The following is a 13,284-nucleotide window of genomic DNA, read 5'->3' as shown; positions in this document are numbered from 1 at the left end:
CCTTCTAACGTCTTCTCAAGGATAGACGGCGTTCTCCCTAATAACTAAATCGCGGGGTGCTTGATTAGGAAGTTCTCTAACAATATAACGTTAACTACTTGGTTCCACTATCAACTTCGTGTAAACTTTGCGTAAAATTTTCAACAAGCTGACAAGCATTAGCCCCTAATGTTCGCCCAGCTGACCATTTGCGGATTGCCCGTTCTATATAATCTGGTAGTCCGCTTAATTCAAGATCCGTTGCGGTCAATCGTTGGCTTATTGCAGTCACATTAATCATCACAAATATTGCTCGTGACCCTTGCCAGTAAACGTAGCCGATACCATAATCCGCAGCGTAAAAAGGCCTAAAGTTAGCCGTATTCAACCACGCTTGCTGACGCCGCCACGTCACCCAGTACGTAACAAATTGACGTAATTGTTGGTCAGCCGTCTTCCACGGATAAAACGCCCGGTTGTCGGGATCCTTACCACCAGTCATACCAGCTTCATCCCCGTAGTATAGACATGGTACCCCTGGCAGCGTTAGTAACATCTGAATAGCAATCTGGAGGTGTACCCGATCATCCGCCAGTACCGTTAAAATCCGCGGCGTATCGTGACTGCCCAGATTATTAAAGTTAGCTTGAAACGTCGATGCCGGATAATTTTCTTTCAGTGTCATTAACTTGCGCCACCATTCACTAGGCATTAACTTACCGGTCAAAACCTGCACAATCAGTTGCCGCAGTGGATAGTTCATGACCGCTTGTAGACAGCCGCCCTCCAAATAGTGGCGTCGAGAGCCGTAAGCAATCTTATGGGACGCATCTTCCCAGACTTCACCGATCAACACTTTATCCGTGTAACGATCCAGCGCGTGACGGATGCCCGTAATAAATGAATCCGGTAATTCATCTGCCACGTCCAAACGCCACCCATCAACACCACGTTTAGTCCAATAATCAATGACAGAATCTGAACGACCATAGATAAAGTCTTGATAGCTCTGATTCATTTTATCAATCGTCGGTAGATCACGAATGCCCCACCAACTCTGATAATCATCCGGGTAGTGCTTGAATGAAAACCACGGATAGTAAGGACTGTCCTTAGACTGTACCGCACCAACTATCGCGTAATGACCGGCTTGATTGAAGTACTTAGAATCGGCACCCACGTGATTAAAGACACCGTCCAAAATCAAGCGAATCCCGGCTTGATGTAACGCCGCAACTAACTGATCAAAATCAGCTAAATCACCCAATACCGGATCAATTTTGAAAAAATCTTCCGTATCATAACGATGATTGCTGCTGGCTTGAAAAATCGGCGTTAAATACAGAATCGTTACACCCAGTTGTTGCAAGTACGGTATTTTCAACCTAATCCCACGCAGGTTGCCGCCATAGAAGTCCCACCGTAAAATCTCTTGCTGTTCATTACGAATGTAGAGTGGTGCATCCGTCAACTGACCATAAATAAAGCTATTGGCTTTCGGCGCATTGACGTGGCCATCAGCATTACCATTTGCAAACCGATCCACAAAAATCTGGTAAGCCACCCCTTCACGATACCATCGCGGCAATTGCTCTATCGCTTTCAACACCGTCAACTGATACATCTGTACCTGATTCCGTTGCTGATAACTGATTCCGGAACCACCATAGCCGCCATCAACACAGCCGTAGAAGACTGTCTCAGTCGCCATTTGAATCCTAAAGTAGTAGAAGTAAAGCCCCACCTGACTGGGCTTATAGGTCGTCGTATATTGAGTTGTACTGGCCTGATCAGTCTGAACCCGCACCATGGGGGCAACTTGCTCCGCGTCCCACTGACCATCATGGACCATACATAGTTCTACCCGCACCGCGGGGCCGCTGACCTGCACCTTAAATTGCACTTGGGTATGACGCAGAACTGCCCCAAACGGCACCTTAAAGTCAGTAGAAAATGAATTATACTTCACCTGCATATCGTCCCTGCTCCCTTTAGGTCAACTGATCGTGTGGCACTTGCCAGATATCTTCAGCATAGCGTGCCACTGCCGAGTCAGCGGAAAAATAGCCCGCCGTTGCAATGTTGACTAAGGCTCGTTGTTGCCAAGTTGGCTGATCCTGAAAATCATGACTGATCTGCCGTTGTTGCTGGGTGTAACTCGCATAATCGGCCAACACAAAGAATTCATCATTATACTGAATCAGCGAGTCAAAGATTTCGCGACCAACCGTTTCAACTTCGGGAATCGTGCCGTCAATCAAACTGTCCAAAATCCGTTTTAATTCCGGATCAGCGTGATAAAAGTCGGCGGCGTGGTAATTACCATGTTCATAGTAGTGATAAACTTCAGCTGCGGTCAGGCCAAACGGGTACTCATTCTCCGCTCCGGCCACATGGATAATATCAATATTAGCCCCGTCATGTGTGGCGAGTGACAGCGCCCCGTTAGCCATTAACTTCATGTTACTCGTCCCGGAAGCTTCCTTCGAGGCCGTTGAGATCTGCTCACTGACATCAGCTGCTGGGATAATCAATTCAGCCAGCGACACCCCGTAGTTAGGGATAAAGACCACTTTTAACTTATCGCCAATCACTGGATCTTGATTAACCATGTCAGCTACTGCGTTCATTAATTTGATAATTGATTTGGCATAGTGGTAGCTGGGAGCCGCCTTCGCACCAAAGACGTGTACCCGTGGAACAACGGCTTGTTCCGGATGATCCTTGATCTTAAAGTATTCCCGTAAGATTTCAAAAACGTGCAATAGTTGACGCTTATACGCGTGAAGTCGTTTAATCTGGACGTCATAGATAGCATCCGTACGTAACTTAATCCCCATATTTTTCTGTACGTACGCTGCCAGGGCCCATTTATTCTGCTGCTTAACCTCTAACAATTGATGCAAGAAATGGTCGTCCTGTTGGTATGGAATCAACTCCTGCAATCGATTAGGATTGCGGCGCCAGCCCTTGCCGATCGTTGTATCGATCAATCCCGATAGAGGTTCATTCGCCAACTGGACCCAGCGACGCATCGTAATGCCGTTAGTCTTATTATTAAACCGCTCTGGATAGACTTGATACAGATCTCGTAAGACGTCCGTTTTTAACAACTTTGTGTGCAGGGGCGCAACCCCGTTAACACTGTGGCTACCGATTACCGCTAAGTACGCCATCCGCACTTGCCCATTACCCAAAGGCGCCGTCTGATCAACAATTTTTTGACCAAAAATCGGTAATTCTTGGCGCCGATAACGACGATCAATTTCGGTCACAATCTGATAGATTCGTGGTAGTAACGTTTTAAACATCTCAATTGGCCACGTTTCAAGCGCTTCTTGCAAGATCGTGTGATTCGTATAACTCATCACTTGCATGGTCAATGTCCAGGCAACGTCCCACGAGCAATCATGCTCATCCAGCAAGAGGCGCATCATTTCTGGAATCACTAAGGTGGGGTGCGTGTCATTGATATGGATGGCAATCTTCTTACCTAGCTGTTGGAGGTCATCGTTGTTCTCACAAAAGTCCCGGACAATGCTCTGTACGCCGGCCGATGAGAAGAAGTTTTCCTGCCGTAATCTTAATTGTTGACCGGCAGTATTAGAATCATCAGGATACAGTACTTTGGTAATATCGCTGACCCGATCACGCTGTTCCTGCGAATAGTATGTCTTCGTCACGCTAGGTGGCAGTTCTGCCGACCAGAGCCGCAACGTATTGGTAATATCATTGTGGTAGCCCACAACACCAATGTCGTACGGCACAGCCAAAACATCCTCCGTATGCTCATAATGAGCCTGCAGATGCCCATCCGGCTGCTTTTTCAGCCAAGTATTGCCACCAAAACGAACGACACAACTCTTGTTATCGCGCCGCGTCTCCCAAACGTTCCCAGTGCGTAACCAGTCATCCGGCAACTCAACCTGGTAACCATTCATGAAGATCTGTTTGAATAAGCCGTACCGGTAGCGGATGCCATTCCCATTACCCGCAATTCTCAGACTAGCCATGGCATCCATATAGCACGCTGCCAAACGTCCTAAACCACCATTACCTAGCGCTGGATCAGGTTCGGCCTGACTGATAGTCTCAAAATCCAGACCTAATTCACTCAGTCCACGTTTGAAAGTCGACAATAAATTCAGACTCAGTAAATTCATGGCTAACAACCGTCCAGGCAAGAATTCAATTGAAAAATAGTAAACTTGTTTTTGCTGGTGGTCACGATAGCGCTTGGCCGTCCGCGTCCAACTCTGACTGTTATAGCGCCGCACTAAGTGACCTAACGCAATATATTGCTCGATATTGGACGTGTCAGCAAGCGCGGTTGAATACAACGTCTCAATCTCACTTAAAAAATCCTTTTTGAACTGTGCACTCGTTAATTTCACATTGTCCTCCTAACTCAACATCTTCTGATAAATCCCCTGATAGCACTGTGCAGATGACTGCCAGCTAAAATTGCGTGTCATCGCTTGCCGTTGCAGCTGTCGCCATACCCGCGGCTCATGCCGATAGATCGTGACCGCCAACGTCATCATCTTCCTCAACACCGCGGGTTGATAGTCGTCAAAACAGAAACCCGTACCCTGACCGGTATACTGATTATAAGGAATCACCGAATCACGCAAACCGCCGACCGCATGCACAATTGGTAAGGTGCCGTAATGCATCGCCATCATCTGTGACAAGCCGCACGGTTCAAAAGCAGAGGGCATCAAAAAACTGTCGCTACCCGCATAGATCAATTGCGCTAATTGAGGATCAAAGCTATTTATTACTGCGACTTTTTGCGGATATGCTAGCTGATACATTTGAAAAGCTCTTTCCAGTGGCGGTTCCCCGGTCCCTAAGACAACCAGCTGAACATCTTGTGTTTGCAAGAATGGATCCAACGCGTCTAGTAACAGATCCATCCCCTTTTGTTTGGTTAACCGTGAGACGACGGCTAGTACGGGTACTGATCTGACTGGCAGACCAAATCGTCGTTGCAACGTTGGCTTATTCTGTTCCTTCAGCTGCAAGTTCTGAACTCGATAATTGGTCGTCAGGTTAGGATCATGTGCCGGATCGTACAACGTCGTGTCGATTCCATTTATGATGCCACTGACTTTCCCGCGATTCGCACGCAGGATGCCGTCTAGTCGTTCACCAAACGCGGTCGTTTGAATCTCACTGGCATACGTTGGTGAAACTGTATTAACGGCATCTGCGAAGTTAATCCCCGCTTTGAGCCAATTGACCTGATTACCAAATGCCACCCCATCCTCGTTAAAGGTCTCTACCCCAATTCGAAATAAGCTGTCCAATATAACCGGATCAAAAACACCTTGAAAAGCTAAGTTATGAATGGTGAGCAACGTCTTAATCTTTCGGTAGGCTTCAATCCAATAGTACTTTTCAACTAATAACACTGGAATAAAAGCAGTGTGCCAGTCATTCAGATGTAAGACATCCGGAATATAATCGATGCGCTCCATCATTTCACAGATTGCCATCTGAAAAAAAGCGAAGCGCTCCCCATCGTCCCAATAACCATATAGCTGATCACGACCAAAATAAGCCAAATTATCAATTAAATAATACTGAATCCCCGCGACCGTTAAGGTTTTTATGCCACAATAGACCCGCTTAGGACCAACCTGTACCTGAAACATCTTCAGCGTGACTAGCTGCGACCGATATTGTGCGGGTAACAATTGCGGATAGTACGGAATGACGACCCGCACTTCACTTCCCGCTGCTTGCAGGGCACGGGGCAATCCCAGGCCCACATCGCCTAGCCCGCCAGTTCTGTAAAAAGGGGCCGCTTCAGCCGTTGCAAATAGAATTCTAGTCATCTGCTGCCACCTCCACTTGCTGAAAGAGTTGCTGGCCTTTCCGAATAACTAGTGGTTTTTCAGGAGTGCCTTTTAAACTCAGATTAGGACCAATCACCGCATTTTTATCAATGACGACGTTCTCTAACTGGCAACCCGTACCAATCCGCGTCCCCTGCATGATGACTGAATCCTTTACCTTGGTATTCTGATTAATCGCAACGTTACGAAAGACAACGCTGTGCTGTACCTGCCCTTCGATATAGCCACCAGTCCCAAAGAGACTGTCTTGGCACCGCGTTCCCGTTGTGAAAAAGGTGGGCACTTCATTTTTGACCTTAGTGTAGATTCGCCGTGAGCTGTAGAAGAGCGCTCGAAAATTAGTTTCGTTCAGAACCGACATGTTTGCTGCAAAGTAACTTTGAATATCGTGAATGTTGGCCTGATAACCCGTATACTCGAACGCATTGGCCGTATGTTGAATGACGAACTGACACAGGAGTTGTTCTAGACTGATCATCGCCCCCCGCTGATTTGCTTCCTGTAGTAAGGCAATCAAATCGACTGTACTTAGCAAATAGATCGACATACTTTTCGCAAGTTGTTTCGTTGACGGGGCAGCTTTCAGCTTGTTCAGCGGCAGAACTGCCGTCGCCTCATCATTAGCCGTTAATTGTAAAACGGTATTTTCAGGTGTCAGATCACTTCGAGCAACTCGCTTATAAACAACCGTGACGGGGCGATTACGCTCTTCGTGATAACGTAATAGGGCTTTAAGATCAATATTACTTACATTGCGAGTACTCATGATAACCGTGTACTCACTCTGACTACGTTTTAAAAATAGGATGGAATCATCGTAATAATGGTATATCAACGTCAGCTTTTTCTCCGGCGCCACTAGCTTCAAGTCATTATAAGGCGATAAAAAGAGACCGCCACGAATCGTATTGAGACTCCAATCGCTGCCGCTTCGTAAATGATCCGCCACCGAACGTCCTGAACGTGGAACGGTCACCATGACGTTTTGAATCCCGGCATTAACGATACTTGATAACTGAAAATCAATTAGCCGATAGCGACCGCCGAATGGCAACATCCCCACCGGTCGGACTGCGGTTAATGGTTGCAGCTGATCCTCTGGTTCTAATAAGTTAATGATGGCACTGACTCGTTCACGTTTCATGATTGTTCCACCCCCACCGTTTCGTGGTACCCAACTACGGCAATCCGTTCTTTTGTACCGATAATCCGGGCATCATCACCAACGACCGCTTCTTCACCAATTAAGGCGTGATCAATCACCACGTTCTTCCCGATGGTTGCTCCCGGCATAATCATGCTATCGATGATGCGACTGCCCATCCCAACGGAAACGCGCTGTGACAAGATCGAATGATCAATTTCACCGGCAACGTAACAGCTATCAACAATCATGGCGTTACTCAGTTGACTAGTTGCCGTTAAAAACATGGGTGGTAGCACTTCCGCCTTAGAATAGATTCGCCAATACTGATCGGCGATATTCAGCCGGTTATGCGGCGTCAAAAATTCCATGTTAGCCTGCCATAGACTCTTGATTGTCCCAACATCTCGCCAATACCCTTTAAACGCGTAAGCGTAAACTGATTCATTATTAGCAAGGTAGGATGGAATCACGTTCTTGCCAAAATCCTCAAGCGACTTATCCGTGGCATAGCTCTTCATCAAGTAACTGCGCAAGGTTGCCCAATTGAAAATATAAATCCCCATAGAAGCCTTATTACTCTTGGGATGAGCTGGTTTTTCTTCAAACTCAATAATCCGATTAGTCGCATCCGTATTCATCATGCCAAACCGTTTAGCTTCTTCATATTTAACTGGAATAACGCCAACCGTCAGTGCCGCCTTTTTTTCTTGATGATATTTCAGCATCTTACTGTAATCCATCTTATAGATATGGTCCCCGGAAAGAACTAACAGGTACTTAGGCTGCTGTTGATCGATGTACGCGATATTCTGATAAATAGCGTGCGCTGTCCCCTCAAAAAACTTTTCACCTTCGCTGGATGAGTAGGGTTGCAAGACTGTCACCCCACCGTTCAGACTGTCAAAGCCCCAACTTGCGCCACTACCAATATGGGCGTTCAATTCCAATGGTTGGTACTGCGTAATCACACCGACCGTATTGACCCCTGAATTAGCACAATTACTCAGCGTAAAATCAATAATGCGATAGCGACCGCCAAAGGGCACGGCGGGCTTCGCCGTATCCTTGGTTAACTTGCCAAGCCGGGTTCCCTGACCCCCAGCTAGGATAATTGCTAACATCTCATCTTGCATCTTCAGCTCCCCCTTCTGACACTCACTGGTCGGATAAGTAGTGCGCTCATTGCCGGCAACGTTACTGTAAAACTGGCTGGCTGACCGTGATAGGCATGCGCAACGGCTGTAAAATCAGTCTCTAGTTTCGTCCACGTGCCACCAAAAGCCTTTGCTTCGGTATTCAGCAACAGTTCATACTGACCGCAGTAAGGTACCCCAATGCGATACTGTTGGCGCTCAACAGGGACAAAGTTGAAAGTCGCCACCACAAAATTAGCTTTACGCTTCGCTTGGCGAATAAAACTCATGGTGGAACTTTCCGGATCATCCGTGTAGGTGTAGCGAATTCCAGCTTTAGCGTGATCTTGTTCCCACAATGGCCGATTCTGCTGGTAAAGCTCATTGAGTACCGTTGTAAAATATTGCATCCGATCATTCAGTCGATCCTTAAGATCAACCCATTCTAGTGCGCTCCAATCGCGCCACTCCAGATACTGGCCCCATTCTGAGCCCATAAAGTTCAATTGTTTCCCGGGAAATACGGTCATATAGGTCAACATCGTTCGCAAGTTAGCAAACTGGTTATAGCGATCCCCCGGCATCTTATTCATCAGTGATTTTTTTCCATGAACAACTTCATCGTGTGAAAATGGTAGGATGAAGTGCTCATCAAACATATAGACGAACGCAAACGTCAGTAAATTAAAGTGGTCATGCCGATACAGCGGATCCATAGTAAAAAAATCAAGCGTGTCGTGCATCCAGCCCATATTCCACTTGTAGTCAAAGCCAAGTCCCCCAGCAGTTACGGCGCCAGTCACATGCGGATAAGCCGACGACTCCTCCGCAATCATTAAGATGTCAGGATGTTGCTGATGAACGACCGTATTTAATCGCTGTAAGAAGGCAATCCCTTCCAGATTCCGGTTGTCACCGTACTGATTAACTTGGCCCGTGCGTCCCTCGTCATAATCCAGATATAGCATGTTTGAGACAGCATCAACCCGTAGTCCGTCCAAGTGATACGCGGATAGCCAAAATAACGCGCTAGAGATCAAAAAGCTCTGAACCTGCGCCTTGCCCAGATCAAAGTTCCACGCGCCCCAACGATGATTATCGGCCCGATTAACATCCGCGTATTCAAAAGTTGGCGTTCCGTCATACTGATAGAGTGCATCGTAATTACGAATGAAGTGGCTTGGAACCCAGTCAACCAGCACACCAATATTAGCCTGATGACACTGATCGACAAACTCACAAAAGCTTTGCCGGGACCCAAACCGACTGGTCGGCGCAAAGTAGCCAAATTGTTGATAGCCCCACGAAGCATCCAATAGGTGTTCCATAACCGGCATCAATTCAATATGCGTATAACCCAATTTTGTAACGTACGGGATCAACTCATCAGCTAATTCAGCGTAACTATAGTACTGACCATTGGGATGACGCCGCCACGAACCTAAGTGCACCTCATAGATATTAACCGGACGGCTGCTAGCATGCGTGCGTTTACGACGAGCCAACCATAAACTATCGTGCCAGCTCATCGTCAGTGGGGCAACGACCACCGCTGCATCCCCCGGTTTACGTTCAAACTGTTGCCCAAATGGATCAACTTTAAGCCGCACTTGCCCGTCAATCGCCGTCACTTGAAACTTATACAAGTCCCCGACGTGTACTTCTGTAAGTTGACCTTGCCAGACCCCCGTTGTATCCAGTGGTTTTAAGGCCGTTGCTTGCCAGTCATTAAAATCACCAACAACTGCGACCGCCTTCGCATTAGGCGCCCAGCCACGAAAAACAGTCTGTCCCGTTGTCGTCCAATGACAGCCCAAATAATCTTGACTTTGAAAACCAGCTCCCACGTTGAATAAGTAGCTGGCATCAGTCGTATCCAGTGATAACTTTTCCACCATGCCACACCCCCTAATGTGATCAATCAAAAAGCTAACGATATTAGCTCCATTATAAGAAGCTACGCTAGACTTGCCCATCCTTGATAAGTTTGCCTAACTTAACGTTGTTAGACTGACCAAAGCCCTTATCACTAAGGATTGTGGCTCGTCACTAACTTATATTAAGAATTGCTTCAAACCAACTAAACGCGTGCCTATGAGCTTTCTCGCTAAAACCCATTAGTGACTAAAAAAGCCCGAAAAAGTTACCTTTTTTCGGGTCAGTTAATTTATTTAATTACGAATCTCCACTTTATCCTCAACAATTACTCGTGAGCCACTAGCTTTTTATAGTGCACCATACGTGGATCAAGCTCACTTAAAGCAAAAAAAATTGGAACCTAGCTATTCACCTTAGCTAGATTCCAATCCCATCATTCATTAGGCACGGACTTGTCCGTTACCGTCAATAACGTATTTATAAGACGTTAATTCAGCCAACCCCATCGGTCCACGCGCATGCAACTTTTGCGTTGAAATACCGATTTCAGCACCGAACCCAAACTCAAAGCCATCCGTAAACCGCGTTGACGCGTTGATATAGACACAAGCTGCGTTAATCCGTTGCTGGAAGACCTTACCAGCCTGATAATTATCCGTCACAATCGCTTCCGAGTGTTGCGTATTATACCGGTTGATATGGGTAATCGCCGCGGCTTCAGAATCAACCACTTTGACTGCAATAATCAAGTCATTATATTCCATAGGCCAATCAGCGTCCGTAGCAGGCACAACGTCCGGCACAATCGCCTGAGTCGCTTCATCACCACGCACCTCGACACCATTATCTCGCAAGGCTTGAATCATACTTGGTAAGTAAGCAGTCGCAACGTCTCGATGGATCAGTAATTTTTCCGTTGCGTTGCAGACAGAGGGCCGTTGAACCTTACCATTGATGACGATGGCCGTTGCCATCTCAAGTTGGGCATCCTTATCAACGTACACGTGACAGTTACCGGCTCCCGTTTCGATAACGGGCACCGTTGCTTTAGCCAGCACTGTTTGAATTAAACGGGCACTTCCCCGTGGAATTAAGACGTCCACGTAGTCTGTCAGTTGCATGAACTTTTCCGCCATTGCGTGCGAGGTATCTTCGATTAATTGAATGGCGTTTTCATCAACTCCAACCTCCCGTAACGCACCACGTAGTACCCTTACCAAGGCTTGATTAGAGTGAATTGCTTCCTTACCACCCCGTAAGATAACGGCATTACCGGTCTTAAAGCACAATGCTGACGCATCCGCCGTCACATTTGGCCGTGCCTCAAAGATCATGCCGATAACTCCGAGTGGCACCCGTTCCTTAGCAATCATTAAGCCTGCGTCATTGCGCCAAGCTCGGTCGACATTGCCAATTGGATCAGCTAACGCGGCAACCTGCCTAAGCCCCGTTGCCATATCTTGAATTCGTTCCGAACTTAGCCTCAAGCGATCAATAAACTTAGTTGGAACCTGAGGATTTTCCAAATCTTTAGCATTTGCAGCCAGTATTTCATCTTGGTGTGCAATTAGCGCCTTAGCCATTGCTAATAAACCATCGTTTTTTTGCGTAGCAGATAATAATCCTAGTTCATAACTAGCCTGTTGCGCTTGCTGTCCTAATTGAGTTAACTCAGTCATTATCCTTTTCCTCCTTGGCTTTATCCAAATAACGTTCCAACGGGTTCGCCCGCTAGAATCTGAAAAATGATTGTAGGATCTTCACCGTTTGCCAGAATCATCTGGCCATCCGCATCAATCATCCGCTCGGCAGCTTTTAGTTTGGTAACCATACCACCGGTTCCGAAACGACTACCACTGCCGCCCGCTAATTCATACGTCTGCTGGTCAACTTTAGCAACGTGCGCCAACAATTGTGCTTTATCATCCGCATTCGGATTACCCGTATAGAAGCCATCAATGTCCGACAGCATGATCAACAAGTCTGCACCAATATTAGTTGCCACAATTGCGGATAACTGGTCATTATCACCAAATTTAGTTTCATGATCCAATTCATCAACAGCCACCGTATCATTTTCGTTAACGATGGGAACCACGTTTTGCTTTAACAAGGCTTCAAAAGTATTCAGAACGTTGTGGTGACTCTTCGGATAGACAAAAATATCCCGCGTTAATAATAGTTGGCCAATCTTCTGTTCATAAATTGCAAAGCGTTCTTTATAGATTGAAATCAATTCAGTTTGGCCGATAGCCGCAATCGCCTGTTGTTCTGGAATTGCCTTTGGACGCTGTTTTAAGCCCATATAGTTAAGGCCAACACCAATTGCCCCGGAAGATACCAAGACCACTTCACGACCGCGATGCCGCATCGCACTGATGACGAATGCTAACTGGTCAATAGCACGTAAGTTGATTGAGCCATCCGGATAGACCAGTGTACTCGTACCGACCTTAATTACTACCCGTTTCGAACGTAACTTCCGCATTATTTCCACTGCTATCACCAAATTTCATCTTATTTTGTTTCACGTGAAACATTGCTCGCAATAGTAACTCGCTGTCTGCTTTCCAAGTCACACTAAACATTATGGCCCTGACAATATCATTGCCAACCGCTCATTAGCTATTATCAACCAGTTTGCCACCAACTAATGAATCTGTCTATTTTTATTACAAAAAAAGCTGTTACTCATACCTAAAAATGGTTACTGCGACGCTAACTCTTCTGAATTGTAACTGAAAACTAAAAATTCTAGACCAGCTGGAGCAACTGCTAGACCAGTGATTGTTGCTTAGAAATTAATTTCAACACATTATTCATCGCTCCGCCAGCTAGGAAAACGTGCCATGGCTGACTCCGCTGATACTTGATTCAATGACCACTCTATTAGCAAGCAATCAGCCAACCATCTTCGCGAACTAATATTAACGATATTTATCATGGGTATTAACCAGTTTAGCCGGAGGTGGGCAGTACTAGCGGTATGGTGAAGGGGCGTTAGTTCGGTGGTGCTTTTCCACTGGACTTACACCACGGACGCCCTTGGTCATTGGCGAATTGTGCCAAGGATCAAGGCGAGGGTTAAGACCGCTTCTCAGGCTTAACCCGGTCCCCACAGCTGAGCTAGTACTGACCACCGCAGGCGAAAGTAGTGACCAATTTTAGCTTTCCAATCATAGTCATACCAGCATGTTCAGTGAACCATTAATTTTTTTGTATTAAAAAATGGACTACAGCTTATGTCATAGTCCATTCCAATATTAATAGTCGAAACGTGTAA

The 13,284-nt window shown here is 46.4% G+C and carries 8 protein-coding genes; all 8 read right to left on the bottom strand.

Annotation, left to right across the window (positions count from 1 at the left end; all coding sequences use genetic code 11):
* Window positions 1–94 precede the first annotated feature (94 nt).
* The 8 genes from ACG95_RS00645 to proB all read right to left on the bottom strand — a co-directional run bounded on the left by ACG95_RS00645 (window position 95) and on the right by proB (window position 12,498).
* The gene (locus tag ACG95_RS00645) at window positions 95–1,954 is read right to left on the bottom strand and encodes a glycoside hydrolase family 13 protein (protein ID WP_047998636.1); all 1,860 of its coding nucleotides are present in this window, start codon (window positions 1,952–1,954) and stop codon (window positions 95–97) included.
* Window positions 1,955–1,970: 16 nt separating this feature from the next.
* Window positions 1,971–4,373, bottom strand: coding sequence for a glycogen/starch/alpha-glucan phosphorylase (locus ACG95_RS00640; RefSeq protein ID WP_047998635.1), 2,403 nt, complete (start codon window positions 4,371–4,373; stop codon window positions 1,971–1,973).
* A gap of 9 nt (window positions 4,374–4,382) precedes the next feature.
* A complete protein-coding gene (gene glgA, locus ACG95_RS00635; RefSeq protein WP_047998634.1) occupies window positions 4,383–5,822 on the bottom strand; it encodes a glycogen synthase GlgA in 1,440 nt (479 codons plus the stop codon).
* Window positions 5,815–6,987 carry a glucose-1-phosphate adenylyltransferase subunit GlgD gene (gene glgD / locus ACG95_RS00630; protein ID WP_047998633.1) on the bottom strand — a complete coding sequence of 391 codons (1,173 nt, stop codon included), beginning with the start codon at window positions 6,985–6,987 and terminating at the stop codon, window positions 5,815–5,817. The genes glgA and glgD overlap by 8 nt, the downstream gene beginning before the upstream one ends.
* A complete protein-coding gene (locus ACG95_RS00625) occupies window positions 6,984–8,123 on the bottom strand; it encodes a glucose-1-phosphate adenylyltransferase (RefSeq protein ID WP_047998632.1) in 1,140 nt (379 codons plus the stop codon). The genes glgD and ACG95_RS00625 overlap by 4 nt, the downstream gene beginning before the upstream one ends.
* A gap of 2 nt (window positions 8,124–8,125) precedes the next feature.
* On the bottom strand, window positions 8,126–10,021 hold the full coding sequence (gene glgB, locus ACG95_RS00620) for a 1,4-alpha-glucan branching protein GlgB (protein ID WP_047998631.1): 1,896 nt from the start codon (window positions 10,019–10,021) through the stop codon (window positions 8,126–8,128).
* A 420-nt stretch (window positions 10,022–10,441) separates the two neighbouring features.
* Window positions 10,442–11,680, bottom strand: a complete 1,239-nt coding sequence (locus ACG95_RS00615; RefSeq protein WP_047998630.1) for a glutamate-5-semialdehyde dehydrogenase — start codon at window positions 11,678–11,680, stop codon at window positions 10,442–10,444.
* Between the two features lie 20 nt (window positions 11,681–11,700).
* Window positions 11,701–12,498, bottom strand: a complete 798-nt coding sequence (gene proB, locus ACG95_RS00610; protein ID WP_152668257.1) for a glutamate 5-kinase — start codon at window positions 12,496–12,498, stop codon at window positions 11,701–11,703.
* Between the last annotated feature and the right edge of the window lie 786 nt (window positions 12,499–13,284).

Origin of the sequence: Lactiplantibacillus herbarum, from assembly GCF_001039045.1 — a bacterium.
Taxonomy (GTDB): domain Bacteria; phylum Bacillota; class Bacilli; order Lactobacillales; family Lactobacillaceae; genus Lactiplantibacillus; species Lactiplantibacillus herbarum.
Note: the sequence above shows the minus strand (reverse complement) of the source record. Positions and strands in the feature narration are given on the sequence as shown.